A 25,289-nucleotide genomic window follows, 5' to 3' on the forward strand; every position below is an offset into this window, starting at 1 on the left:
GCTGGGTTCGCGATTAATGAGGACGCGATCGATGTAGGGGCGCCATTTATGGCGACCGTAATTGCCGCAGGTTCGCGATTAATGATGACGGCGATTAATGTAGGGTCGCCATTTATGGCGACCGTAATTGCCGCAGGTTCGCGATTAATAATGACCGCGATTGATGTAGGGTCGCCATTTATGGCGACCGTAATTTCCGCAGGTTCGCGATTAATAATGACCGCGATTGATGTAGGGTCGCCATCTACGGCGACCGTAATTGCCGCAGGGTTGCGATTAATGGCGACCGCGATTGATGTAGGGTCGCCATTTATGGCGACCGTAATTGCCGCAGGGTTGCGATTAATGGCGATCGCATACGCTTACCAACCCTTAATAATATCGCCTTTATAAATCTCGTTGGCTTTATCCAGCACCGGCTGGGACTGGAACGCTTCTTTCAGCTTCTGCACGTTCGGGCTGTCTTTATTATCTTCGCGCGCCACAATTGCATTCACATATGGCGACGCTTTGCCTTCCATAAACATCCCGTCACGCGAGGCGGATAAATTCACCAGCGCGGCAAAGTTATTATTAATGATCGACAGATAAACCTGCGGATCGTCCAGCGTGCGCGCCAGCTGCGGCGTATCCACTTCCACAATCTTCAGCTTTTTCGGGTTGTCGGTAATATCCAGCGTGGTCGGCAGCAGACCGGCTTCGGGTTTCACCTTCAGCAGGCCCTGCGCCTGCAACAGCAGCAGGCTACGCCCCAGAGTGGTCGCTTCGTTAGACACGGTCACGGTAGCGCCATCCGGCAGATCCTGCAGTGATTTAATTTTGCGTGAATAACCGGCAATCGGAAACACAAAGGTATTGGTCACGACGGCAAATTTATACCCGCGCTCTTTGGACTGCATCTCCAGATAAGGCAGGCTCTGGAACGCATTGGCGTCCACATCTTTATTGAACAGCGCTTCGTTCGGCTGTACGTAATCGTTAAACGCCACTACATCGACATCGAGCTGATATTTATCGTGTGCCACCTGCTTCACGGTCTGCCACAGCGCCTCATCCGGTCCGGTATTGATCGCCACTTTGATTTTGTTGTCGTTGTGGTTGTCACAGGCGCTGAGCAGGGTGACAGAGGCCGCCAGCAGGGCGGTAAGCCATGTTTTTTTCATTGTTTGCAGGTTTCCTTATGTTTGCAGGAAACCGACTATAGTATACGTCCAGACGTCTGTACATCCGTGCGCGGTGCGATCGCCTGGTATTTATCCAGCGCGCCTGTGTAAGCGCTACGGCTGGGGATGTTGCAGACAGGCCAGATAGCGACGGCCCGACTGCTGCACCGCCTCATCGGCACGCGAGAGAATTTCGCGGCCGGCAAACGCGCCGTACAGGCGCGTAAACTTCACGCCCTGCAACCGCTGCAGCATGGCTGTCACCGTGGCGCCGGCCAGCGGTAGCATATTGGGATAGCTCCACATAAACGAAACTGCACTGGCACCGGGCGTTACCTGCAAGATATCGCCGCTCAGCAGCACGCCATCGTCGTGCGCCCAGTGCAGCACCGTGCCGCCGGCAAAGTGGCCGCCGAGACGTAACAGCCGCACGCCCGGCAGCAGATCACAGCTTTCGCCGTGCCAGGGCTGCAGACGGGGCGATGCGCGCATGATCCACTCGCTGTCGCTGGCGTGCAGATACACCGGCGCGTCGAAGGCGTCGGCCCAGTCCTGCATGGTGCTGTAATAGTGGGGATGGGAGATGGCGATGGCGTGCAGGCCGCCGAGCGCACGCAGCAGGGTGATGGTGGCGTCATCCAGATGCGCGATGCAATCCCACAGGATATTGCCGTGCGGCGTTTGCAGCACAAAGGCGCGCTGGTTGATGGCAAAATCCGGTACGGTTTGCAGGCTGAGCAGCCCGGGCGCCAGCTGTTGCCACTGGTTTTGATGCGAGGCGCGCAGCGCAGATTGATCGATCCACTGCTGCCCGCCGGGCGGCACAAACTGGCGTTCATCCTGACAAATGCGACACTGCGTAAGGGCAGGTTGCTGCTGCTGATAAGACGTGCCGCAGGCGGTACAAATGGTAATCATATTGTCTCCTCACAGTCCGGTGAGGATCAGTGTAGGCAAGCTGCGAGGTTAGCGCGCGGCGTCCTGCTGTGGCTGCAGCTGATAAATCCACGCCGTCCGCTGCTGGCCGTCGGTCGTGGTGACTTCAACCGGCACCCGGTCGTAGCCATCTTCAAACTCATCCAGCATCGGCCAGTGCAGCGCCAGTCGATCCGAGATGAACAGATAACCCGGCACGCGCGCGCCGTGCTCATCCAGTACGATGCCGGGAAAATCAGCGGCCGCGCCCCAGCCGTTGGCATAGTAAGTGCCGGCGACTGTCCCTGCCAGCCACTCACCGCCGATGTTTTCCAGGATATGCGCATTGCACTGGCCCGGCTGCAGCGTGCCGTAAACGAAAAGCGTGTTCATTTTTCCTCGTAAAATCATGCAAAAGCGCTACTTTACCTGCCTGCTGCCGCCCTGTCATCCGCCAGAAGAAGGCCACACCGGCAGCGAAATTCTGCGTTACCGGTGGTGCGATGGCTCGTAATGTGAGGACGCGCGCGGCATAAAACGGTTAACGTAGCCGCAGATGTTTACCGCTGCTGCCAGCCAGCTTTCTCATTTTCGAGGTATCCGCGCTATGTTGAAGGGTTCCAGCCTCTGCCGGGGTGCAATCAGGGAGTATCCGCACTCCGCCCAGTTTGATGGCAAGAAGTTTCGCAATGTCCAGCCGCGTCAGTCGCTGAGCTTTGGCGACTACCGTAAAATGCTGTGGGATTTCCTGTTCAATAAACCGAAAGATACCCAGCCGCCGGCCGCGCTGCCGGTGCAGCCCATCACGGCCGCCGCGCTGGCACAGGCCGCGCCGAACAGCGTCTTTCGCCTCGGCCACTCTTCGCTGTTGCTGAAGCTCAATGGCCAGTTCTGGCTGACCGATCCGGTGTTCGCCGAGCGCGCGTCGCCCTTTAAGCGACTGGGACCAAAGCGCTTTCAGCCAGCGCCGATTGCCGTGGCCGATCTGCCGCCGATCGAAGGCATTATTTTGTCGCACGACCATTACGATCATCTTGATTACCACACCATCGTGCAGCTGAAAGATCGGGTGAAGCACTTTCTCACCCCGCTCGGCGTCGGCGATTTGCTGATTAAGTGGGGCGTTGCGCCGGAGAAAGTCATCCAGCTCGAATGGTGGCAGTCGCGGGATATCGGCGGCATCCATTTTGTCGCAACGCCGTCGCAGCACTTTTCCGGACGTGGCTTGTTCGACAGCAACAAACGGTTGTGGTGTTCGTGGACGCTGATCTCTGACCAGTTCCGCCTGTTTTTTGGCGGTGACTCCGGTTACTTCGACGGTTTCAAAGCGATTGGCCGGAAATACGGTCCGTTTGATGCGGCGTTTCTGGAAAACGGCGCTTACGATGCGCGCTGGGCCGACATTCATATGCTGCCGCAGGACACGCTGCGCGCGTTTCAGGACCTGAACGCGCGCTGGCTGTTTCCAATTCACAACGCGGCGTTTGATTTAGCTTTTCATCGCTGGGACGATCCGTTTACTCAAATCGTCCAGCTGGCGTCGGAGCATCAGGTTGCACTGTGTCTGCCGATGCTGGGCGAGGGCATTGATCTGTTACAGCCGCAGCCCACCGCGGCCTGGTGGTAAAGCACGCAACCCGATGGCCGTTTGGCTATCGGGTTGCGCTGGTCATGCCGTGAGTTCGTCGTACAGGCTGCGCAGCCGGGTGCGCAGAAACAGAACCGCTTTATGTTTGCGCGACAGCAGCGCCTGCACGCTGTCGCCGCTTTCAGCGGCCAGATCCTGATAGCTGAAGCCGAGCAGTTCGGTCTTTTCAAATACCTCGCGCTGCGCAGCAGGCAGTTCCGCGAGCGCATCGTCCAGCTCTTCCCACAGCAGCGTCTTCAGATACTCATCCTCCGGCGTCTGCGCCACGCCAAACAGCGTTTCGGCAATTTCATCCTCGGGAAAGTCTTCGTCTCCGGCGGCGTTAAACAGCGAGAGCTCGCGTTTTTTTCGTGACCGATCGGTGATCTCGTTGCGCGCGGCGCGAAACAGCCAGGCGCTGACGTTCTCCACCGGCTGTTCCACCTGCAGCAGTTTCCAGCTGATCTCCTGCAGGATATCTTCGGCCTCATCGTGCCGCTCGCTGCGGCCGCGAATAAAGGCGCTGAGCTTAGTGCGGCAGGCGCCGAGGGCCGCCAGCAGCCGCGAATCCTGCGCCATGCTGTTTACTCTGCATCCGGGGATTTGGCGGGCGCATCGTCCGCGGGCGGGCGCGGATCGTCACGCTGGCTGCGGCGATCGTGCCAGTCACAGCGTCCGCCATGATGACCACGGCCGCCAAACCGCTCGCGCCGCTGCTGCATAAAGGCTTCACGCTGCTCCGGCGTCATCTGCATCCAGCGTTCATGCATGCGGCGACGCGCCATGCCAAACATACCGGGATGGAAGCCCAGCCCGCCAAACAGGATGCGACACAGCACCAGCAGTCCCAGCGCCTGCCAGAAGCCAATACTTTTTACGCCGGTCAGTTCCGGCAGTAGCGCATTCCACAGCGACATCACCAGCAGGCCAAGGGCAGCAAACAGCACCACGCCGAGCAGCAGCGGTTTCGCCATACGGTGATGAACAAAGCGGTGACCACGGGGATGCTGATGCCTGTCAAAATCTCTCATTGGGGTTCCTCATTACGGTGATAAACAGGGTTGGTGATGAGGTAGACGAATCAGCGATGAAAATATTGCTGAAAAAATGAAAAAAGTGCGCGCTGCACGCCAGGCCGCTGGCTTGACTTCTTCCCTGCCTGCCAGTAGGTTGACCGATCTCTGTTGTTCTACCGGATTGCGTTATGACTGCCCGTTCCTCTAAAGCCCGCGAAATCATGGCCTGCACCCGCCAGTTGCTCACCGCCGGCGGCTATAAAAGCTTTAGCTATGCCGATATTGCCGCCCAGGTGGATATCCGCAAAGCCAGCATTCACCACCATTTTCCCGGCAAAGCCGATTTGGTGAAAGCGGTGGTGGAGGAATATCGTGCTGAGGCGCAGGCGGGCATGCAGGCGATGGATGAACAGATCAACGATCCGCTGAACGAAGTGAAAGCCTACGTCGATTACTGGGCGCACTGCATTAAAGAGGGAACTTCACCTTTCTGCATCTGCGCGATGCTGGCGGCGGAAATGCCCACGCTGCCGCCGGATGTTGCCACGGAAGTCAGCGGCCACTTCAGCGATCTCTCCGGCTGGTTAGCGCGCCAGCTGAGTAAAGGCGCCGCCAGCGGCGTTTTCCAGCTCAGCGACAGCGCTGAAAACGAAGCCAAAACGCTGATGGCCAGCGTGCACGGCGCGATGCTGGCGGCGCGGGCATTTAATAACGCCGGGATGTTTGAGCAGATTACTCATCCGCTGCTGCATAAGCTGATCAAAACCGCCTGACGGCGCACAATCAGTGCGCGCCGGCCTGGGCGGGTGTGGTTTGATTTCGGAACGAAGCTTCCATCCTGTCCACCAGCGTTAGCGCTTCCCGCAAATGCAGCAGGATAATTGCCCTGTCTTCCTGCATTTCCGCCAGCTCTTCCAGCATTTCGCACTGCTCCGTCAGCTGACGGATGCCCGTGACGCGCAGCGATCCGGTGATGCGATGAAACAGGCTGGCGGCAGTGGCGAGATCGCCGCTTTGCACCACGTCAATCGCCTGCGTCAGATCGGTGCGTGCTTCATTAATCACGATGTCGAGAAAATCCGCGATAGCGCCGGGGCTGTTGGGCATATATTTCTCGATTTCGGCGATATCCACCCAGTCAGAAAAATCATCACCGACCGACAGCGTGCTGGCGCTGTGAATCTGGCTCAGAATCGTGGTTAACTGCGCCAGCTTAACCGGCCGGAACACGCACTCGTTCATGCCCGCTTCGAGGCAGCGCTGGCGCTCGGACTGCTGCGCGTTGGCGGTGATACCGATGATGTAGGTGTGTTTATCTTCCCGGCGGATGTTGCGCGTCATGTCCAGACCGTTCATTACCGGCATATTGCAATCGGTAATGATCACGTCCGGCTTCTGCTGCCGCCACTGCGCCAGGCCTTCTTCACCGTTGTTCGCTTCGCGGAAACTATGACCTAACAGCGTCAGCTGACGCGAAATCAGCAGGCGGTTGGCCGGATGATCGTCAATGATCAGCACATTCAGCGCGACCTGCGGCGCAGCGGGCAACGGTTCCGCGACCGGAGACGGCAGCGGGGTAGCGATATCACGCACGCTGACCGGCACGGCGACGTTGAGCACGGTGCCGACGCCGGGTTCGCTCTTCAGAGAAATGCTGCCGCCCATCAGGCGGGTAATCTCCTGGCAGATAAACAGGCCCAGTCCGGTGCCAGCGTTATCCGACAGGCCCGCCTGTTCGAACGGGCGGAACAGCGCATTTTGCGCCGCTTTATCGATGCCGCGTCCGGTATCGGCCACCTGGATCCGCAGCTCGGTATGGCTCTCCAGCGGCGTCAGACCCACCGTAACCTTCACTTCACCCTGATCGGTGAACTTAACGGCGTTACCCACCAGGTTAGACAGCACCTGGCGTACGCGGCTGGCATCGCAAAACAGATCGTCATCGCCGACCGGCAACATCAGGTTCAGGTTAATGCCTTTTTGCCGCGCCAGGCCGTCGAAGGCACAGATCACCGGACGCACCAGCGCATGCAGGCTAACCCACTGCGGCTGCAGCGTCATGCGTCCGGACTCAATTTTCGCCATATCGAGAATGTCGCCGACGATATCCATCAGGCTGACCGCCGCTTCGTGCGCCACGCGAATCAGTTCGGTATCGGCGCGGCCTTCCTGCGTCTGCAGTTCCAGCAGGCCAATCACCGCGCTGAGCGGCGTGCGAATTTCATGGCTCATGGTGGCGAGGAAGTCGCTTTTGCTCTGGCTGGCCAGCTCGGTGGCTTCGCGCGCGAGCGAAAGATCTTCCAGCAATTGCAGGTAGTCGGTGACATCCTGCCAGCCGCAAATCAGCCCTCCGCTGCCCACTTCATCGCCGGTGTACGAAGTCATCCAGTGACGGATATGGCGCTTCTGCCGCCCGTCATCAATAACAAATTCCGCCTCTTCCGGAATATCGCCGGGCTGGATGTTTTTGTCGATCTGCTGCCACACGTGATACAGCGGATGGCGACAGTCATACAGCGAATAGCCCAGATGGGTTTGCTCTTCCGGGGTGAAAAACTGGGTAAACGCCGGATTGGTGTGCACGATCATCCCATCCAGCGACGCCACATAAAACGGCCGCGGCGGACCATTGATCAGACGATCGCGCAGCTGAATTTCCTGGCGCAGCAGCGCTTTGGTGCGGCGCGTGCGTTTGACCTGCCGCATCAGCAACACTGCCCAGACAAAGGTGACGGCGATGATGGTGGCTGCGCCCAGCGCGCCGACATAAAACTCTTTGCGGTACAGCTTCCAGGTGTCGAAATGCGCGGCGGGCGTGGCCTGCCAGTGGGTTAATACATCGGTCATCATGCCGGCCGGAATCGCGGCCAGCGCTTTGTTCATGATGTCCTGCAGTTCCGGTTCGCTGCGGCTGACGCCAAAAGCGATAGCTGCTTCCTGCGCCGGTTTCAGCTCGGTTAAGCGCAGTTTGCCGGGATACAGGCCTTCAGAGAGGTAGCGCGCGCCCACCAGCGTATTAATGGTGGCGTCGGTTTGCCCATCCGCCACCCACTGCATCGCCAGGCTGGGATTGCCAACATAATCCACTGACACATCAGGATATTTTCTCAGAAACCAGTGGGAGGCATCCTGCTCGCGCACCTGCGCGGCGCGTTTTGGCGGCGCATCCTGCGCGGCCGTGTTGGTCACCAGCACTTCCGGCGTGAACATAAACGGTGTGGTCATCAAAAACTCACGACTGCGCTGCTGACTCCAGATTAGCGGTGCGGCGATGGCGACATCACCATGTTTCATACGGGCAGCAAGATCGCGGCTGTCACTGATCTCCACAAAATTGAAGGTAATGCCGGTGCGCATTTCAATCAGGTTGAGCAACTCCGGCACGATACCTGTGATCTCACCCTCACTGTTTTTGATAAAGAACGGCGCCACCAGGTCCGTGACCGCCATGTTGATTTGGTTATGAGTTTGTAACCAGGCCTGCTCGGTGGGCGTCAGCGACAGCGGTGTAGTAACAAACCGCGTGATATTGGCAATATCCCAGCGCGCAGCGATGATCTCGCCGGCTGCGTGGCGCTGCAGCGCGTCAAAGGCAATACGCATCGCCCGCGCCAGCACGTGTTCTTTGCTGTTAACCACAAAGCGATACGGCGAGCTGAGATCGGGCAGAATGTGATCGATGGTCAGCGTATTCAGGTAGTTGCGTTCAATCAGGTAATAGGCTTCCACCGCCGGCACATCGGCATAGGGCAGCGTACCCATTGCGACCTGCGGCAATTGGCTGTAAGGGGAAGTTATCGCCGGGCCGGGTAAAAACTCCTGACCGGCCAGCGGGTTACTGCTGCTGCGTACCACCCGAACCGGGCTGGCTTTCAGCGCGGTTACGCTAATGGTGTCGTTAACATGCGCCGGCACCGCTTCACCGGCCGGCACAAATATCATATCCAGCTCTTCGCGCGCCAGCGCGGCAAAGGCTTCGGGCGCGGTGTCGTAATGTTTGACGCGAAAACTGATACCCAGGCTGTGCAGCGCAGCGTAAGCCGCATCGGGAATGTAGCCAAACACTCTTCCCTCAGGATTGGTGCGCAACATCGGTGGCCGATCCGGCCCATAGATGCCAATCACGCTGTCGCGCTTTTGCCCCAGCCAGTGCCAGTCGCTGTCATTGAGCATCGGCGCGGGCATCGTCGGCAAATCGTTAGGCTGATAATTAAGCTGCTGCACCGCCGCGCGCAGTGGGGCGACCAGCAGCAGCGCGCAGTACAGCGCGCACAGGAAAAAAAGTCGCATCAGTTGATCTGGTTCCGGCGGGTGAAATCGAGCAAATCCTTTTGATTTTTGAGCGATAACTTTTCCATCAGTCTGGCTTTATAGGTGCTGACCGTTTTATTGCTGAGCTTCATGCGGTTGGCAATTTTGACAATCTCGGTGCCTTCACCGAGGTAGCGCAGCACTTCGTATTCGCGATGCGACAGCAGCAGCAGCTTGTCGCTGTCCTGCACCAGCTGATCGCCCTCCGCCTGATGACTCAGGCGCAGCGGGAAAAAACCATAGCCGGAAAGCACCGCGTCAACGGCTTGTGCCAGGTCGTTCAGATTGTTCTTTTTACTGATAAAACCATTGGCACCTGCTTTTTTACTCTTATAGGCGTAAAATTCCGCGTTTTTCCCGCTCATCACAATCACCGGAATTAATGAGCCCGCGGTGCGAAGATTCCTGACCGCTTCAATACCATCAATGCCGGGCAGATCTATATCAATAATTGCCGCATCGGCGCCATTCTCTTTGATCAGGCTAAATATATTGTCGCCATCAACAGCCTCTGCTGAAACACGATGCCCGGCATTTTCCAGCACCAGTCTTATCGCCACGCGCACAATGGGATGATCATCAACAATAACAAAGTTAGCCATACGCACTGCCTTTCTCTTAATTAAACTGAGTACGCTCGTTCAAAAGCACACTTATATAATGTCATCTTAATCAACTCAAGATCATTCTGTACATGGGCATTTATTTTTAAATGTAGTCCATAACTTACAGCTGATTACTGGCTGTCTTATTTACAATGATAAAATCTCGCCTGCGACTTCTCTGCTTAGCATAAAGATTATTCACTAAGGATAAACGGCGCGAATTTATTAAACTTAAGTGCTGAAGATTAAAGGTTCGTAAGTTTTTAAAAAGTTAACATGACAACAGAGGGTGGCAAGGTTAGCGCTTTAATAACAGCGATTTACCGTAAATCTTTAAATGTTTGATGTTATGGGTAAGTTATGAGATCTGCATCAGGTGAATTATTTGATAAATAAATTAGTCGTTGTTGTTATATTTAGGTAATAAGCCGAGTGTGCATCAATTCGGGTAAATGAATAAACGCTGAATTAACCATGCTGCATTGCGGGTTGCAATGGGAGATGTGGCGTTTATTCTCTGCGCACTCAGGTTGCGCGGAAGCATTGTTTTTGAGTTATTTAAATTTCAAGGTGAGCAAACCTGTAGTCCTCAGCCTACAGCGTAACCTGATGGTTTTTATTTGTCTGGCGATTAGTTTTGAGACAGGTCTTAAAGAGGTCAAGACCTGTCTCAACGTTAGAATTCAGCCCAATCCCGTAGCTTTAATTATTTTGCGGCATCAGGTGGAGGAGAAAATTCTTATCGCATCGCCGCCGTTTAAACCGTTAGGTCGTATCCGTCCGGGTTCGACATAATCAGAATCAGGAAAAAGCATGAACAAAAACTATCGTGTTATCTGGAATTATGCCCAGCAATGTTATGTCGTGGCCTCGGAACTGGCGCGCGGCAAAGTGAAGTCTTCCTGCTCTGGTGCAGCGACAAATAAATCATCACTGATTATTGGCGCGCTGGGCTCGGCGCTGCTGCTGGCCGGTTCACCGGCGGCGCTGGCCTCTTCTCATGGCGCAATGGTAAACGGCCCTGAGGATAAGCTGGAACTGAGCAACCAGACGCTGCAGGCGACCGGTAACGATCGTTATGGGCTGCTGGTGCAGAATGGCGGGCAGGCCAGCGCCACGGATGTCATCGTGCTCAATGATGGCAATAACGGCTACGGTGTATTCTCCACCCTTGCGTCTTCTGCGATTGAGATGACGCGCGGCAGCGTGCAAACCACGGGCGATGGCGGCTACGGCGTGGTCGCCAGCCTGACCGGCACATTAAAACTTGATGGCACCCGTGTAGAAACCAGCGGAAAAACCGCCTACGGCGCCTACGCTTCTTCGGCCGGTATCATTAACAGCCAGAACGCAGACTATATAACGCACGGCGACAGTGCCTATGGTGTTTATTCGCGCGCTGCGGGTTCGCTGATCGATATCACAGGCGGCAGCGTCACCACCAGTGGCACCAAGGCTTATGGTTTGGTGGCGGGTTCCGGCGGCAGCCTGACTGCGGATGGCGTAAATGTGGTCACCCATGGCGACCAGTCCTTTGGTGTTTTTGCTAACCTGGCCGGGACAGAAGTTACGCTGGCAGGCGGAGCAGTAACGACCAGCGGTACCAATGCCTACGGTCTGGCAGCGATTTCCGGTGGCAAACTCAACGCCAGCGGCGTGCAGGTTGCGACCGGCGGGCAGGATGCCCACGGTCTGTACGTCGGTGGCTCGGGGACGATGACCGCCTCAGATGCCCACGTCAGCACTTCTGGCCGGAATGCACACGGCGGCTACGCCAGCGGCGAGGGTTCTGTGCTCAACGTGGACAACAGTACATTTGTGGTTACTGGCACCGGTGCTAATGGCCTGCTTGCAGATCCAAAATCGACGCTGAATGCGTCGAACTCTGAAATAGAAGTTACCGGCAATGGTTCAGGCGTGGCCGCCAGTGGTTCCGGAACGGTGCTCAGTCTCTCTGACAGCCGAATCAACATCGGCCAGGATGGCGGATACGCTGCTTTAAGCAATTACAGTGCAACCACCAACCTGAAAAACGTTAATATTATCACTGATGCGGACAATGCAGCCCTGGCTGCAGGATATTCAGGCAATATCAATGCTGAGAATGTTTCCATACTGGCGCGCAGCGGCGGTTACGGCATTGAAGTTCAGGACGGAGGCACATTTAAGGGTAATAACGTTACCATTGAAAAAAGCGGCACAGATTCTCAAGGCTTTAACGCAGCCATCAACATGCTGAATTTATATTATCCGGATCCACGGAATACTCTTTCCCTGAGCGATTCCGATATTAATGTGTCCGGCGAAAACGCCACCGGTATTCTATCGCAGTATCAAACCACGCTGGCGGATATAAAACTGGCGAATACCGCCATCACCGCGACCGGCGGCACCGCCGTCAACGTGCTGACCGGCACCAGCATGCATATCGACGCCGATAATTCGCTGCTGAGCGGCAGCATGCTGCTGAAAACCGGCTATGACACAGCAGAAGGTTCAACCGCCGGCTCGGTGGTGCTGAACGGCAGCAACCACTCGCTGTTCGTCGGTGACGTGGACATCGACCGCAGCCAGACCGCCGACAGCCAGATCAACCTGAGCGGCAGCTCGGTGTGGACCGGTGCCTCCAGCGGCCTGAATACGCTGACGCTCAGCGACAACAGCCAGTGGAACATCATGGACAACAGCAGCGTGGATGCGCTGACGGCCAGTAACAGCGTGATCAACGTGGCGCACAACACCGCGAACTTCACGGTGCTGACCGTCAACGGCAACTACACGGCGGACAACGCCACGCTGGTGATGAACGCGGCGCTGGGCGGTGACACCTCGGCCACCGACCGGCTGCACGTGCTGGGTGACGTCAACGGCAACACCGACGTGGTGGTGAACAACGCCGGCGGCAGCGGCGCGCAGACCATTCAGGGCCTGCAACTGATTCAGGTGGACGGCGCGACCAACGGCGAATTCCGTCAGAAAGGGCGTATTGTCGCCGGTGCCTATGACTACAACCTGGTAAAAGGCGCGGATCAGCACGGCTGGTATCTGGTGAGCGACAAAAACGGCAGCGAGACCGATCCGGTTAATACCGATCCGGTGACCGCACCGGGCGAAGGCACCGGCGGTGACATCATCGCGCCGCCGGCGGAGCAGCACAATATGATCGTGCGCCCGGAAGCGGCGAGCTACAGCGCCAACATCGCGGCGGCCAACACGCTGTTCGCCACCAGCATGGACGACCGCCCGGGCGTCACGCAGTACACGGACGCGAACGGCCGGCAGCAGCACACCCGCCTGTGGCTGCGCAACAGCGGCGGCCACAACCACCAGAAAGACAGCAGCGGCCAGCTGAAAACCGACACCAACCGCTACGCCATCCAGCTGGGCGGTGACCTGGCGACCGGTACGCTGACCGGCGCGGACAGCCTGCGCCTCGGCGCGATGGCCGGCTACGGCAACGCGCAGAGCAAATCGCGCTCGGCGGTGAGCGGCTATCAGTCGCGCGGTCAGGTGCACGGCTACAACCTGGGCATTTACGGCACCTGGCAGCAGAACGCGGCCGAGCGCAGCGGCGCGTTTATCGACAGCACGCTGAGCTACAGCTGGTTCGACAACAGCATCAAGGGCGAGGACATCGGTGAGGAGTCCTATAAATCGAAGGGCATCCTGGCGTCGCTGGCCAGCGGCTATAGCGCCGAAGTGGCGACGCTCTCTGAGTCGACCGGCTTCTGGCTGCGTCCGCAGGCGATGCTGAACTGGCAGGGCGTGAAGGGCGATGACCTGACGGAAGGCAACGGCACCCGCGTGCGCGGCACCGGTGAAAATAACCTGCAGAGCCACGTCGGCGTGCGCGCCTCACTGCGCTCCGGGCTGGAGCAGGGGCGCAGCGTGGAGCCGTACGTCGAGGCCAGCTGGGTGCACAACACCCGCGCGCTGGGCACCTCGATGAACGGCGTTACCATCCATCAGGCCGGCACGCGCAACGCCGGTGAGCTGAAGCTGGGCGTGGACGCCACGCTGAACGCCAACGTCAACCTGTGGGGCGGCGTGGCGCAGCAGCTGAGCAGCCACAGCTACAGCGACACCAGCGCCATCGCCGGCGTGAAGGTCAGCTTCTGATGCTCAACGGCTCCCACAACGGGGGCCGTTTTTTTATGCCCGCCCGCGTTCTCCGCTTTTGTTTACTGCTCACCTGACGTGTTAACACAGAATTAATTGATCTGGAACATAGCGCGGCGACTTACTTTTTGTAGTCCTGCGACTACAGCCGTATGCCGGTGCTCTCATATTCACCCTTCCGCGATTTTGCGAATATTTTCCCATCAGCCGCTTTGGCAGAGATTAATTAAGGCCGGTAAGACAGCGCGTCACCGTAAATAGCGTGATGGCTGTTTCTTCCGCGCCTGCCCGTTAATAACCGCTTATTCCGCTTATTGCCGGAAGGGATTGCTTTAACCTGAATCAGGAAAAGAATATGAACAAGAGCTATCGCGTTATCTGGAATTATGCCCTGCAATGTTATGTCGTCACCTCGGAACTGGCGCGCGGCAAAGTCAAATCATCCTGCTCCGGCAAAACGGCGAATAAATCAGCACTGATCGGCGGCGCGCTGGGCTCGGCGCTGCTGCTGGCCGGTTCACCGGCGGCGCTGGCGGCCAACGGTGCCACCATCAGCGATCCGGCGCAGCCGGTTGAACTGAATAATCAGACGCTGCAGGCGACCGGTGACAAAGCCTATGGACTGCTGGTGCAGAATGGCGGCAAGGCAAGCGCCACGGATGTGACGGTGCTGAATGCGGGCACCAGCGGCTACGGTGTGTTTTCCACCGCCGGCGCTGCCTCTGCGGAGATGACGCGCGGCAGCGTGACCACCACCGGCACCGGCGGCTACGGTGTGGTGGCCAGCCTGACCGGCGCGGTGAAGACCAACGGCACAAAGGTGGAAACCTCCGGGCAGGGTGCCCATGCCGCCTACGCCTCTTCGGCAGGTATCATCAACAGCACTGACACCGACTATGTCACTCACGGCGACGGCGCGTACGGTGCTTATTCCCGCGCAGCGGGTTCGCTGATCGATCTGACCGGCGGCAGCGTCACCACCAGCGGCAATAAAGCCTACGGCCTGGTGGCGGGTAACGGTAGCAAACTCAATGCCAGTGGTGTGGCTGTTATCACCCGTGGTGACGATTCATCGGGAGTTTTTAGTAATTTGGCCAGCACAGAGGTCACTCTGGAAGGCGGCAGCGTCACCACCAGCGGCATCAAAGCCTACGGCCTGGCTGCGGGTTCCGGTGGCAAACTTAACACCAGCGGCGTGCAGGTAACCACCAGCGGCGACCAGTCGAATGGCGTGACAGCTAACAATGCCGGTACGGAAGTTAATCTGGATAACAGCAAGGTTACAACCGCCGGAGCAAGTGCATTTGGTGTTTATGCCGGCGGCGCTTCAACCGTAAGCGTCAGTAACGTGCAGGTCAGCACCGCTGGCAAAAATGCTTACGGCGGCTATGCCAGCGGCGAAGGTTCAGTACTGAATGTGGATAACAGTACGTTTGCGGTCAGTGGCGCAGGTGCTAATGGTCTGACGGCGGATTCAAAATCGGCTCTTAATGCGTCAAATACTGCGATAAAAGTCACTGGTAACGGCATGGGCGTGCTGGCGTCAGGAACCGGAACGAAGTTGAATCTCTCCGACAGCCAGATAGAAACGGGACCTGACGCTTCAATCGCGGTCCATGCCAGATATAGCAGCACCGCGAATCTGAAAAATATCGACATCATTTCGGACGCAAAAAGCGCAGCTGCCCTGGCTTCAGCTTTCTCCGCGACAATGAATGCTGAAAATGTTTCCGTGCAGAAGCGCAGCGGCGGTTACGGTATTGAAGTGCAGGACGGTAGCACATTTAACGGAGATAAGATTACCATTGATAAAACGGGTTCTGATGCTGAAGGATTCAACGCAGCAATCAACTTAGTGAACTTACTTCATCCGGATCTGAGCAATAGCCTGTCCCTGACCAGTTCAGAGATTAATGTTTCCGGCGAAAACGCCACAGGTATTCAATCGCAGTATCAGACAACGCTGGCGGATATAAAACTGGCGAATACCGCCATCACCGCGACCGACGGCACCGCCGTCAACGTGCTGACCGGCACCAGCATGAACATTGACGCCGACAACTCGGTGCTGAGCGGCAGCACGCTGCTGAAAACCGGCTATAACACCGCACAAGGTTCAACCGCCGGCTCGGTGGTGCTGAACGGCAGCAACCACTCGCTGTTCGAGGGTAACGTGGATATTGACCGCAGCCAGACCGCTGACAGCCAGATCAACCTGAGCGGCAGTTCGGTGTGGACCGGCGCGTCATCCGGCCTGAATACGCTGACGCTCAGCGACAACAGCCAGTGGAACATCACCGGCGACAGCAGCGTTGATGCGCTGAGCGCCAGCAACAGTACGCTGAACTTCACCCACGACGGCGCCGGCTTCAGCACCCTGACGGTCAACGGTAACTACAGCGGCGACAACAGCACGCTGGTGATGAACGCGGCGCTGGGCGACGACCACTCGGCCAGCGATAAGCTGCACATCCTCGGCGACAGCAGCGGCAGCACCGACGTGGTGGTGAACAACGCCGGCGGCAGCGGCGCGCAGACCATTCAGGGCCTGAACATCATTCAGGTGGACGGCGCCAGCAACGGCGAGTTCCGTCAGAAAGGGCGTATCGTCGCCGGTGCCTATGATTACAGCCTGGTGAAGGGCGCGGATCAGCACGGCTGGTATCTGATGAGCGATAAAAACGGCAGCGAGCCCGATCCGGTGGTGACGCCGGGCGAAGGTGAGGGCGGCCAGATCGTCGAGCCGCCGGTAAATCAGCACAACATGATCGTGCGTCCGGAAGCGGCGAGCTACAGCGCCAACCTGGCGGCGGCCAACACGCTGTTTACCACCAGCATGGACGACCGTCCGGCGGAAACCTTCTACACCGACGCCAGCGGCCAGCATCAGAGCACGCGCCTGTGGCTGCACAACAGCGCCGGCCACAGCCGGGTGAAAGACAGCAGCGGCCAGCTGAAGTCAGACACCAACCGCTACGCCATTCAGCTGGGCGGCGACGTGGCGAGCGGCACGCTGAGCGGCAGCGACAGCCTGCGCCTCGGCGCGATGGCCGGCTACGGCAACGCGCAGAGCAAGTCGCGCTCGGCGGTGAGCGGCTACCAGTCACGTGGTCAGGTGAACGGCTACAGCCTGGGCGTGTACGGTAGCTGGCAGCAGAATGCGGCAGAGCAGAGCGGCGCGTTCGTCGACAGCTCGCTGAGCTACGGCTGGTTTAACAACAGCGTGAAGGGCGACGACATCGGCCAGCAGTCGTACAAATCCAAAGGCATCAGCGCGTCGCTGGCCGGCGGCTACCGCGCACAGGTGGCAACGCTGAGCAACAGCACCAGCCTGTGGCTGCGTCCGCAGGCGCAGCTGAACTGGCAGGGCGTGAAGGCGGACGACGTGAAAGAGCAGAACGGCAGCCGCGTGCAGGCCACCGGAGAGGACAACCTGCAGAGCCGCCTCGGCGTGCGCGCCTCGCTGCGCACGCTGCTCGACCCGCAGGCGCAGAGCGCCATCGAGCCGTACGCTGAGGCCAACTGGCTGCACAACAGCAGGGCGTTCGGCACCGCGCTGAACGGCGTCAACATCCAGCAGGCGGGCACGCGCAATGCCGCCGAGGTGAAGCTGGGCGTGGACGCGCGGCTGAACGCGAACGTCAATCTGTGGGGCGGCGTGGCGCAGCAGCTGGGCAACCACAGCTACAGCGACACCAGCGCGGTGGCGGGCGTGAAAGTCAGCTTCTGATAATGAACGGCTCCCGCAACGGGGGCCCTTTCTTTTTCGCTTGAGATGAACTATCCCCAATATGGGGATATGATGTCCCTTAGATGGAAGCAAGGAAAGGGCCATGCAAGCGACGGTTATTGAGCTTTCCAGCTTTCAGAAATACCGGGCAGATTACTCAACAACGATCTGACCAAACAACAGCGCGATGCCCTGGCAGAGGCGCTGAACGTGATCAAAAAGGGGCTGAGACATGACTGAACGCGATATTTTCAGTGAGCTGATGGCGGGTATGCAGGAGCTGAAAGACCACCAGGACGGAAAAATCACGCTCAAGACCTATAAGGTCAGTAAGCGCGCGCCTGTCACCATTGCGCCGCAGGAGCTGCGCGACGTGCGCGAAAAGCTTAACCTGTCACAGGCCGTTTTTGCGCACTATCTTCACACGGGCGAAACCACCTATCAGAACTGGGAGCAGGGCAGGGCAAAACCTAACGCTCAGGCCGTACTGCTGATTCGCATGGTGCAGCAAAATCCTGAAACACTGCAGACTCTCGCGCAATTCTGATGCGCCTGAAACCGCGCTCACCAGCGCGGTAGCGGGCGTGAAAGTCAGCTTCTGATAAGTGACATATAATTAAACCGGTGGGGCGTGTCGCTTCACCAGTTTATTTGTATCTGCAATGCGGAGGTCAGGTGTCATCATCCGTACAACCCGAGTCCGGCCAGCCGATCATTCTTTATGATGGACAATGCAAGCTGTGCAATGCCTGGGTGATTTTTCTGCTGCGCCACCGCCTGCCGCGCGATTATCACTTTGCGGCGATCCAGAGCGAACGCGGCAAACAGCTGCTGCAGCGCGCCGGATTACCGCACGATAACATCCGCACCATCGTGTTACTGCGCGATGGGCAGCACTGGCTGCGCGCGCAGGCTATCTGTCGCATTATGCACTCGCTGCCCTGGCCGTGGCGCGCCTGCGGCGTTCTGCGTTATCTGCCGGACGGGCTCACTAATCTGATCTACAACCTGATTGCCCGCAATCGCTATCGCCTGTTTGGCCGTTATGACCAGGTACACGCGATTGAAGCAGATTATCCGGGACGATTTCTGACCGACTAAAGACTGACGCGCCGGCCCTGCGTATCAATCACTACCTCACCATCCTCTTTAATAAACGGACCGCGCTGCGCATCGGGCAGGATATCCAGCACCTGCTCAGAAGGACGGCACAGACGCGTTCCCAGTGGCGTCACCACTATCGGGCGGTTGATGAGAATCGGCTGCGCCAGCATGGCATCCAGCAGTTGCTCATCGCTCAGCGCTTCACGTGCGGGCCCCAGCGCCTGCCAGGCGTCGGTGTTTTGGCGCACCAGCGCGCGCAGGCCAATCCCCATGGCATCGATTAATTGCTGCAACGTTTCACGCGTGGGCGGCGTAACCAGATAAAGCACAATGGTGGGCTCGACGCCGCTGTTGCGAATCAGTGCCAGCGTATTGCGCGAGGTGCCGCAGTCCGGGTTGTGATAGATCGTAATGTTAGTCATTGTCAGTCTCTAAACGGTCAAAGGGAAAGGCGCAGCGCCAGCGCTGCCAGCGTCACGGCCAGCACCGGTAACGTCAGGGTGATGCCGACGCGAAAATAGTAGCCCCAACTGATGCGAATCTCTTTTTGCGCCAGCACGTGCAGCCACAGCAGCGTTGCCAGACTGCCAATCGGGGTGATTTTCGGGCCCAGATCGCAGCCGATAATGTTGGCGTAAATCATCGCTTCGCGCACCACGCCGTGCGCCGTGCTGGCATCAATCGCCAGGGCGCCCACCAGCACCGTCGGCATATTGTTCATGATGGAGGAGAGCAGGGCGCTGAAGAAGCCCGTGGCAAACGTTGCGCCCCACAGGCCGGTTGCAGAAAAACTATTCAGCAAGCCGGTAAGCCAGAGGGTCAGCCCGGCGTTGCGCAAACCATACACCACCAGGTACATGCCGAGCGAAAACACCACAATCTGCCACGGCGCGCTGCGCAGCACTTTACCCGTATCAATCACCGGACCCCGCCGCGCCACCAGCCACAGCATCAGTGCGCCTGCGGCGGCCACGGCACTTACCGGTACGCCCAGCGGCTCAAGGGCAAAAAAGCCAGCCAGCAATAAGAGCAGCACCAGCCACCCCGCGCGGAAAGTAGCTCGATCCCGAATTGCCGCCGCAGGCGACGTCAGCCGGGCGCGATCGTAGCTGAGCGGTAGCTCTTTGCGGAAAAACAGGTGCAGCATCAGCAATGTCGCCAGCACCGCCGCCAGCGTGACCGGCACCATCACAGCGGCGTAATCGCCAAAGCCGATCCGGAAATAGTCGGCCGAGACGATGTTAACCAGATTGGACACCACCAGCGGCAGGCTGGCGGTATCGGCGATGAACCCGGCCGCCATGACAAACGCCAGCGTGGCCCCCCGGCTGAAACCCAGCGCCAGCAGCATCGCGATCACGATAGGCGTCAGAATCAGCGCGGCTCCGTCATTGGCAAACAGCGCGGCGACTGCGGCGCCCAGCAGGATAATAAAGGAGAACAATTTTTTACCGCTGCCACCGCCCCAGCGCGCCACGTGCAGTGCCGCCCAGGCAAAAAAGCCGGCCTCATCAAGCAGCAGGCTGATGATGATCACCGCGATAAAGGTGGCGGTGGCGTTCCAGACAATCTGCCACACCGCCGGGATATCGCCGGGATGCACCACGCCCGTCAGTAGCGCCAGAAGCGCGCCGGCGCTGGCACTCCAGCCAATGCCCAGCCCGCGCGGTTGCCAGATCACCAGCAGTAAAGTAATGGCGAAAATAGTCCCTGCCAGTAACATGTTTCCTCCGGAAAGTCAGGTTGTGTTCGTTTCATATATGGTAAATCGAATATGTATGGGTAAAATTTTTTACAGACACACCGCCCGGCCATCGGTGGTCAGCTGGTCACGCTGCACCGGCAGCAGCAGGGCATGGATCGCATCGCGCTGGCATTGCCATGCCTGTTCGATCACCGTCGCTGCCCACACCGGCATATGCGGCGAAAGGCGATAGTGGATCCACTTGCCGTCACGGCGATCGCTCAGCAAACCGCTGTTGCGTAACAGCGCCAGATGGCGGGAAATCTTCGGCTGCGGCAGTTGCAGGATGGCAGACAGCTCGCACACGCACAGCTCCTGACGTTCTTTCAGCAACAGCACCAGCGTCAGACGCGTCTCGTCGGAAAGGTTTTTAAACAGCTGCAGTGGCGTTAGCGGCGACATAATCCCTCCTGAATGGAAAGCCGACAGTGTGGTACGGCGACGTGATGAAGTCAAAAACATATGCGAAAAAAGAGATATGTTAATCCTGTGATGCGCCAGGCTCACCGTGAGCGGCTTGAAGCGGGTCACAAATCTGTATTGTGGTGCCCGCGGGCCTGAGCGGAGTAAAAACGGGGCTGCCTTTGTTAACTCATTGTTAATATTGAGGGCGGCCCGTTGCCGGTAGCGATTAATGCGTAAGACGCATCACGCCATGCGTTTATTGCGCTTATTAACCTTAACGTTCTGATCCAGTCTTCCGAAGCAGGCGCGATTGATAACAGCGCCAGGGACAAACTGGAGATACTTATGCATTCCTCTGCCTTACCGATGACCACCCGAGCCCGGGTTGGCGCTATTTTCCGCGTCACCTCCGGCAACTTCCTCGAACAGTTCGATTTCTTTCTGTTCGGTTTCTATGCCACCTATATCGCGCACACCTTTTTCCCCGCCAGCAGCGAATTCGCGTCGCTGATGATGACCTTTGCGGTGTTTGGTGCCGGCTTCCTGATGCGGCCGATTGGCGCGATTGTGCTGGGCGCTTATATCGATAAGGTTGGCCGGCGCAAAGGGCTGATCGTCACACTGTCGATCATGGCGGCGGGCACCTTCCTGATTGTGCTGATTCCGTCGTACCAGTCGATTGGCCTGTGGGCGCCGCTGCTGGTGCTGATTGGTCGTCTGCTGCAGGGCTTCTCGGCCGGGGCAGAACTGGGTGGCGTGTCGGTTTATCTGGCAGAGATTGCCACACCGGGGCGCAAAGGTTTCTACACCAGCTGGCAATCCGGCAGTCAGCAGGTTGCCATCATGGTCGCTGCCGCGATGGGCTTCGCGCTCAATGCCGCGCTGGAGCAGAGCGCCATCAGCGCCTGGGGCTGGCGTATTCCGTTCCTGTTTGGCTGCCTGATCGTGCCGTTTATCTTTATTCTGCGTCGCCGTCTGGAGGAAACGCAGGAGTTCAGCGCGCGCCGTCATCATCTGGATATGCGTCAGGTATTTAGTACTCTGTTACAGAACTGGCCGGTGGTGATTGCCGGGATGCTGATGGTGGCGATGACCACCACCGCGTTCTACCTCATTACCGTCTATGCGCCCACCTTCGGCAAAAAAGTGCTGATGCTGAGCGCCTCGGACAGCCTGCTGGTGACGCTGCTGGTGGCGATCTCCAACTTTATCTGGCTGCCAATTGGCGGGGCGCTGTCGGACCGCTTTGGGCGTAAACCGGTGCTGCTGGCGATGACGCTGCTGGCGCTGGCGACCGCCTACCCGGCACTGACGCTGCTGGCGCAGACGCCGACCTTCAGCATGATGCTGAGCGTGCTGCTGTGGCTGTCGTTTATTTACGGCCTGTATAACGGTGCGATGATCCCGGCGCTGACTGAAGTGATGCCGGCAGAAGTGCGCGTCGCCGGTTTCTCGCTGGCCTACAGCCTGGCAACCGCGCTGTTTGGCGGCTTCACGCCGGTGGTCTCTACCGCGCTGATCGAATACACCGGCGACAAGGCGTCACCGGGCTACTGGATGAGCTTTGCGGCGATTTGCGCGCTGCTGGCGACGCTGTACCTGTATCGCCGCCGCGCGCTGACGTTGCAAACCGCGCGTTAAACGTGCTGAGACTGTTCGATAATCAGCTTTTCCAGCTCCGCAGCGACGTAAGATTGCATACGTCCGCTGCGGCGAATTAATCCTACCGAACGGGTGACCTGCGGATCGGTCAGCGCCAGCTGGCGCAGCAGCGGATGCCCGTTCGCCGGCATCGACATCGCGGGCACGGCAGCAATGCCGATGCCCGCTTCTACCATCCCCAGCAGCGTCGTGACATGGCGCGTTTCGCAGATACTTTGCCGGGCGGGCGTAAGATGCGCCAGCGCACTGTCCAGCAAATTGCGGTTACCGGACACCTTATCCAGCGCCACATAATCCTGCGCAAAATACTCCTGCCAGCTGAGCTGCTGGCGCGTCGCCAGCGGATGATCGTGGCGACAGGCGGCGACGTAAACATCTTCCACCAGCGGCGTGAAGGTGAGCTCCGGCGGTATATTACGCGCAAAACAGATACCAAAATCGGCCTGTCCGCTGCTCACTGCATCCATCACGTTGCCGACGCTGCTATCAATCAGCTTGATGCGCACGCGCAGGTAACGCGCCTGAAAGCGGCGGATCACCTCCGGCATAAAATAGTACGCGCCCGAGGGCACGGTAGCGACGGTGATCAGGCCAGTGCGATCCTGGCTGGCGCGCTCGACGTCGGCCAGCATCGATTCGACATTATCCAGTAGCTGCTCCGAGCGCTGAGCAAAGTTCTGGCCATACAGCGTTAGCGTGACGCGCCGCGTGGTGCGGTCAAACAGCCGGGTGCCGAGCGCCGCTTCCAGCTTCTCAATTCTGCGGCTGAGCGCTGACTGCGACAGGCAGATTGACTCCGCCGCCAGACGAAAGTTGCCGTACTCCACCAGCGCGCGGAAGGCGTAGAGATCGTTGAGGTCAAAATTGACGGGCATAACCGCGACTATCCTGCGTAATAACGCCAGCACAATGCGCCGCTGACGTTAAAAAGTTGTTATAGCCGACGAGTGTAACAGGCTGCTGCGCGTTTCCGGCGGCGCAGAGGGAAAAAATCCGTTTTTAGCGCATCAGCGGCACTCAGCGCATCCAGTCAGCGATGAGCTGCCCGTAAATCTGCTCTGCCTCGCTCAGACGGCTCACCAGGCAATATTCATCGGTCTGGTGCGCCTGCGTCGGCTCACCGGGACCGAGAATGATGCAAGGCGGATCGCCGAGCGCCGGCAGCAGCAGCGAGGCATCGGTAAAATAGGGCACGATGCGCGCTTCCGCAGGTTGCTGCGTCACGGCTTCGCAGGCACGGTACACCGACTGAATCCACTGGTGCCGCTCCGGGCTCAGCACCGCCGGCAGATCGACCAGCGTGCTGATGTGCACGCTGTCACCGAGAAAGGTCGCCAGCTGCTGGCGAATCACCGCGTGTTGCAGGTTGGGCGCGCTGCGGATATCCACATCAAACGCGGCGCGGTCAGGCACCGAGTTGATGTTGAGGCCGCCCTCAATGCGGCCGACGTTCAGCGTCGGCTGTTTCATCAGCGGATGCGGCGCGCCCGGTGAAAAGTGACGAATTTTACCCAGCGCATCAGCCGCCAGGTAGATGGCGTTGATACCCAGCTCCGGCATGGCTCCGTGCGCGGTTTTGCCACGCGTTTCGCAGCGCAGCCACAGCGCGCCTTTGTGGCCGATCACCGGCTGGTTGGCGGTCGGCTCGCCCACGATCAGCGCGCCAATTTCAGGCAACTGCCCGGCCGCGATCAGCGCCTGCGCACCATGGCAGCCGGTCTCTTCACCGCCGGTCAGCAGCAGTACCACGCCGCGCCCGGCAGCAATCGCCGCTTTATGCTGCACGCAGGCCAGCACAAACGCCGCTACCGCCGCTTTCATATCGCTGGCGCCGCGCCCGTAGAGCCGGTCGCCATCAATGTCGTGACCAAACGGATCAAACTGCCACGGCTGATTACCCAGCGGCACGGTGTCCAGATGGCCGGTAAAGGCCAGCGGTTTGCCCGGCATCTGGCCCGGCAGGCGGGCGATCAGGTTGGCGCGCTGCTCGCCAAACCCCGTCAGTTCGACAACGAAGCCCTGCTCCTGTAGCCACGCGGCGAGGAATTGCACACAGGCCAGCTCATTGCCCGGTGGATTGATGGTGTCAAAGCTCAGCAGCTGCTGCGCCAGAGGCAGTGAGCGCGCTGGCATCAGTCACGCTCCGTCAGCCAGTCGAGGCAGTTGATCCACAGCTGGCGATAGCCCGGCCAGCGGCTGAACTCTTCCGGCAGCCAGTGAGCTGACATGTCACTGGTCCACACCAGCGAGCGGCCTTGCTGATATTCGCGCACCGCCAGCAGCGGATGGCCGGTGCCCGCCACGGTGGCCAGCAGCGTGCCTTCCGGCTGCATCTCCACTTCGTTGTAACCGAGCAGCCACGGCCAGTCGCCGGGAAGATCGGTAACCACTTTGTGTGACGTTGTCACCTCAGCGTAACTGCCTTCCGGCGTTTCGATACGGTCGTCCCAGGCCAGACAGCGCACCGGCAGCACTTTCTCCACCAGCGTATTGCGATAGCGTGCGCCACCGTTAATCCCCTGAAAACTGTAATAGCCGCCCACCATCATCAATGCGCCACCTGCGGCAACATAGTCGTGTATCAGCGCCAGGCGATTGGGCGTACGCCGGCTTTTCAGCCAGGTGTCCGGATGCAGCAGCAGGGTATTGGCACCGATATCGGACAGAATAATCACGTCCCAGCGCTGCAAATCCTCCAGCGTCTGCGGAAAATCAGTGGCGGCGGCGTGAGCCGGCATATGCGTGACGGCATAGGTGCTATCCTGCAGCGCAGCGAGAAAATCCGCCGCACCGCTGTGCCAGGTGGCGGTAGCAAACTGATCAAAGCCTTTTACGTGCGTTGCGGTACTGGTCCAGGATTCACCGACCAGCAAGACATTCTTTTGCAT

Annotated in this window: 22 protein-coding genes; 9 read left to right on the forward strand and 13 right to left on the reverse strand. The window is 58.6% G+C overall.

Going from position 1 to position 25,289, the window contains the following annotated elements:
• Positions 1-393 (forward strand): hypothetical protein (locus OXR61_RS19240; RefSeq protein ID WP_267412518.1); only part of this gene is annotated, 393 nt, incomplete at its 5' end.
• Here the strand turns inward: OXR61_RS19240 and OXR61_RS19245 are convergent.
• From OXR61_RS19245 to OXR61_RS19255, 3 genes are all read right to left on the reverse strand, one after another.
• Positions 363-1,163: a MetQ/NlpA family lipoprotein gene (locus OXR61_RS19245; RefSeq protein ID WP_021509481.1), complete on the reverse strand. Its 801-nt coding sequence runs from the start codon at positions 1,161-1,163 to the stop codon at positions 363-365. The genes OXR61_RS19240 and OXR61_RS19245 overlap by 31 nt on opposite strands.
• Before the next feature lie 114 nt (positions 1,164-1,277).
• Positions 1,278-2,081, reverse strand: a complete 804-nt coding sequence (locus tag OXR61_RS19250; RefSeq protein WP_021509480.1) for an MBL fold metallo-hydrolase — start codon at positions 2,079-2,081, stop codon at positions 1,278-1,280.
• Positions 2,082-2,129: 48 nt separating this feature from the next.
• On the reverse strand, positions 2,130-2,471 hold the full coding sequence (locus OXR61_RS19255; RefSeq protein WP_021509479.1) for a gamma-glutamylcyclotransferase family protein: 342 nt from the start codon (positions 2,469-2,471) through the stop codon (positions 2,130-2,132).
• A gap of 214 nt (positions 2,472-2,685) precedes the next feature.
• Here OXR61_RS19255 and OXR61_RS19260 point away from each other — a divergent pair, with 214 nt between their 5' ends.
• The gene (locus OXR61_RS19260; protein WP_267412519.1) at positions 2,686-3,705 is read left to right on the forward strand and encodes an MBL fold metallo-hydrolase; all 1,020 of its coding nucleotides are present in this window, start codon (positions 2,686-2,688) and stop codon (positions 3,703-3,705) included.
• 42 nt (positions 3,706-3,747) lie between these two features.
• On the opposite strand, the gene OXR61_RS19265 is transcribed toward OXR61_RS19260, so the two are convergent.
• Together OXR61_RS19265 and OXR61_RS19270 are read right to left on the reverse strand one after the other, a co-directional pair.
• Positions 3,748-4,284, reverse strand: coding sequence for an RNA polymerase sigma factor (locus OXR61_RS19265; protein WP_021509476.1), 537 nt, complete (start codon positions 4,282-4,284; stop codon positions 3,748-3,750).
• Between the two features lie 5 nt (positions 4,285-4,289).
• Complete coding sequence (locus tag OXR61_RS19270) at positions 4,290-4,736, reverse strand: hypothetical protein (RefSeq protein ID WP_031280103.1); 447 nt, start codon at positions 4,734-4,736, stop codon at positions 4,290-4,292.
• A gap of 173 nt (positions 4,737-4,909) precedes the next feature.
• On the opposite strand from OXR61_RS19270, the gene OXR61_RS19275 reads away from it, so the two are divergent.
• The gene (locus tag OXR61_RS19275) at positions 4,910-5,494 is read left to right on the forward strand and encodes a TetR/AcrR family transcriptional regulator (RefSeq protein WP_021509474.1); all 585 of its coding nucleotides are present in this window, start codon (positions 4,910-4,912) and stop codon (positions 5,492-5,494) included.
• A gap of 10 nt (positions 5,495-5,504) precedes the next feature.
• Here the strand turns inward: OXR61_RS19275 and OXR61_RS19280 are convergent, their stop codons facing one another.
• The gene (locus tag OXR61_RS19280; protein WP_021509473.1) at positions 5,505-9,011 is read right to left on the reverse strand and encodes a response regulator; all 3,507 of its coding nucleotides are present in this window, start codon (positions 9,009-9,011) and stop codon (positions 5,505-5,507) included.
• Positions 9,011-9,634 carry a response regulator gene (locus OXR61_RS19285; protein ID WP_021509472.1) on the reverse strand — a complete coding sequence of 208 codons (624 nt, stop codon included), beginning with the start codon at positions 9,632-9,634 and terminating at the stop codon, positions 9,011-9,013. The genes OXR61_RS19280 and OXR61_RS19285 overlap by 1 nt, the downstream gene beginning before the upstream one ends.
• Before the next feature lie 504 nt (positions 9,635-10,138).
• Between OXR61_RS19285 and OXR61_RS19290 the strand changes: the two genes are divergently transcribed.
• The 5 genes from OXR61_RS19290 to OXR61_RS19310 all read left to right on the forward strand — a co-directional run bounded on the left by OXR61_RS19290 (position 10,139) and on the right by OXR61_RS19310 (position 18,587).
• Positions 10,139-10,432 (forward strand): hypothetical protein, encoded by a 294-nt coding sequence (locus OXR61_RS19290; RefSeq protein ID WP_127834865.1) that lies wholly within the window; start codon positions 10,139-10,141, stop codon positions 10,430-10,432.
• A gap of 18 nt (positions 10,433-10,450) precedes the next feature.
• A complete protein-coding gene (locus tag OXR61_RS19295) occupies positions 10,451-13,756 on the forward strand; it encodes an autotransporter outer membrane beta-barrel domain-containing protein (RefSeq protein ID WP_267412520.1) in 3,306 nt (1,101 codons plus the stop codon).
• Positions 13,757-14,111: 355 nt separating this feature from the next.
• Complete coding sequence (locus OXR61_RS19300; protein WP_021509470.1) at positions 14,112-17,486, forward strand: autotransporter outer membrane beta-barrel domain-containing protein; 3,375 nt, start codon at positions 14,112-14,114, stop codon at positions 17,484-17,486.
• A 232-nt stretch (positions 17,487-17,718) separates the two neighbouring features.
• On the forward strand, positions 17,719-18,033 hold the full coding sequence (locus OXR61_RS19305; protein ID WP_058758775.1) for a type II toxin-antitoxin system MqsA family antitoxin: 315 nt from the start codon (positions 17,719-17,721) through the stop codon (positions 18,031-18,033).
• 128 nt (positions 18,034-18,161) lie between these two features.
• Entirely contained in the window at positions 18,162-18,587 is a 426-nt protein-coding gene (locus tag OXR61_RS19310) for a thiol-disulfide oxidoreductase DCC family protein (protein ID WP_021509469.1), read from the forward strand.
• On the opposite strand, the gene arsC is transcribed toward OXR61_RS19310, so the two are convergent.
• From arsC to OXR61_RS19325, 3 genes are all read right to left on the reverse strand, one after another.
• Positions 18,584-19,012, reverse strand: a complete 429-nt coding sequence (arsC, locus tag OXR61_RS19315) for an arsenate reductase (glutaredoxin) (protein ID WP_021509468.1) — start codon at positions 19,010-19,012, stop codon at positions 18,584-18,586. The two genes, OXR61_RS19310 and arsC, sit on opposite strands and share 4 nt — an antisense overlap.
• 17 nt (positions 19,013-19,029) lie before the next feature.
• Complete coding sequence (locus tag OXR61_RS19320) at positions 19,030-20,313, reverse strand: arsenic transporter (protein WP_021509467.1); 1,284 nt, start codon at positions 20,311-20,313, stop codon at positions 19,030-19,032.
• A 69-nt stretch (positions 20,314-20,382) separates the two neighbouring features.
• Positions 20,383-20,736 carry a metalloregulator ArsR/SmtB family transcription factor gene (locus tag OXR61_RS19325; RefSeq protein WP_021509466.1) on the reverse strand — a complete coding sequence of 118 codons (354 nt, stop codon included), beginning with the start codon at positions 20,734-20,736 and terminating at the stop codon, positions 20,383-20,385.
• A gap of 348 nt (positions 20,737-21,084) precedes the next feature.
• On the opposite strand from OXR61_RS19325, the gene OXR61_RS19330 reads away from it, so the two are divergent.
• The gene (locus OXR61_RS19330) at positions 21,085-22,380 is read left to right on the forward strand and encodes an MFS transporter (RefSeq protein WP_021509465.1); all 1,296 of its coding nucleotides are present in this window, start codon (positions 21,085-21,087) and stop codon (positions 22,378-22,380) included.
• Here OXR61_RS19330 and OXR61_RS19335 read toward each other — a convergent pair.
• From OXR61_RS19335 to OXR61_RS19345, 3 genes are all read right to left on the reverse strand, one after another.
• A complete protein-coding gene (locus tag OXR61_RS19335; RefSeq protein WP_021509464.1) occupies positions 22,377-23,276 on the reverse strand; it encodes a LysR family transcriptional regulator in 900 nt (299 codons plus the stop codon). The genes OXR61_RS19330 and OXR61_RS19335 overlap by 4 nt on opposite strands.
• A gap of 142 nt (positions 23,277-23,418) precedes the next feature.
• On the reverse strand, positions 23,419-24,534 hold the full coding sequence (locus OXR61_RS19340; RefSeq protein ID WP_021509463.1) for a M20 family metallopeptidase: 1,116 nt from the start codon (positions 24,532-24,534) through the stop codon (positions 23,419-23,421).
• On the reverse strand, positions 24,534-25,289 hold the full coding sequence (locus OXR61_RS19345; RefSeq protein ID WP_021509462.1) for a glutamine amidotransferase: 756 nt from the start codon (positions 25,287-25,289) through the stop codon (positions 24,534-24,536). Before OXR61_RS19345 ends, OXR61_RS19340 begins: the two co-directional genes overlap by 1 nt.

Origin of the sequence: Pantoea sp. GM_Pan_4, from assembly GCF_026541005.1 — a bacterium.
GTDB classification, from domain to species: Bacteria; Pseudomonadota; Gammaproteobacteria; order Enterobacterales; family Enterobacteriaceae; genus Pantoea; species Pantoea dispersa.

Coding starts and splice junctions, on each gene's coding strand:
- OXR61_RS19265 (WP_021509476.1), bottom strand. CDS start 4,284: ATGGCGCAGGATTCGCGGCTGCTGGCGGCCCTCGGCGCCTGCCGCACT.
- OXR61_RS19260 (WP_267412519.1), top strand. CDS start 2,686: ATGTTGAAGGGTTCCAGCCTCTGCCGGGGTGCAATCAGGGAGTATCCG.
- OXR61_RS19290 (WP_127834865.1), top strand. CDS start 10,139: ATGTGGCGTTTATTCTCTGCGCACTCAGGTTGCGCGGAAGCATTGTTT.
- OXR61_RS19285 (WP_021509472.1), bottom strand. CDS start 9,634: ATGGCTAACTTTGTTATTGTTGATGATCATCCCATTGTGCGCGTGGCG.
- OXR61_RS19330 (WP_021509465.1), top strand. CDS start 21,085: ATGCATTCCTCTGCCTTACCGATGACCACCCGAGCCCGGGTTGGCGCT.
- OXR61_RS19255 (WP_021509479.1), bottom strand. CDS start 2,471: ATGAACACGCTTTTCGTTTACGGCACGCTGCAGCCGGGCCAGTGCAAT.
- OXR61_RS19275 (WP_021509474.1), top strand. CDS start 4,910: ATGACTGCCCGTTCCTCTAAAGCCCGCGAAATCATGGCCTGCACCCGC.
- OXR61_RS19305 (WP_058758775.1), top strand. CDS start 17,719: ATGACTGAACGCGATATTTTCAGTGAGCTGATGGCGGGTATGCAGGAG.
- OXR61_RS19325 (WP_021509466.1), bottom strand. CDS start 20,736: ATGTCGCCGCTAACGCCACTGCAGCTGTTTAAAAACCTTTCCGACGAG.
- OXR61_RS19340 (WP_021509463.1), bottom strand. CDS start 24,534: ATGCCAGCGCGCTCACTGCCTCTGGCGCAGCAGCTGCTGAGCTTTGAC.
- OXR61_RS19280 (WP_021509473.1), bottom strand. CDS start 9,011: ATGCGACTTTTTTTCCTGTGCGCGCTGTACTGCGCGCTGCTGCTGGTC.
- OXR61_RS19345 (WP_021509462.1), bottom strand. CDS start 25,289: ATGCAAAAGAATGTCTTGCTGGTCGGTGAATCCTGGACCAGTACCGCA.
- OXR61_RS19320 (WP_021509467.1), bottom strand. CDS start 20,313: ATGTTACTGGCAGGGACTATTTTCGCCATTACTTTACTGCTGGTGATC.
- OXR61_RS19245 (WP_021509481.1), bottom strand. CDS start 1,163: ATGAAAAAAACATGGCTTACCGCCCTGCTGGCGGCCTCTGTCACCCTG.
- OXR61_RS19335 (WP_021509464.1), bottom strand. CDS start 23,276: ATGCCCGTCAATTTTGACCTCAACGATCTCTACGCCTTCCGCGCGCTG.
- OXR61_RS19300 (WP_021509470.1), top strand. CDS start 14,112: ATGAACAAGAGCTATCGCGTTATCTGGAATTATGCCCTGCAATGTTAT.
- arsC (WP_021509468.1), bottom strand. CDS start 19,012: ATGACTAACATTACGATCTATCACAACCCGGACTGCGGCACCTCGCGC.
- OXR61_RS19250 (WP_021509480.1), bottom strand. CDS start 2,081: ATGATTACCATTTGTACCGCCTGCGGCACGTCTTATCAGCAGCAGCAA.
- OXR61_RS19270 (WP_031280103.1), bottom strand. CDS start 4,736: ATGAGAGATTTTGACAGGCATCAGCATCCCCGTGGTCACCGCTTTGTT.
- OXR61_RS19295 (WP_267412520.1), top strand. CDS start 10,451: ATGAACAAAAACTATCGTGTTATCTGGAATTATGCCCAGCAATGTTAT.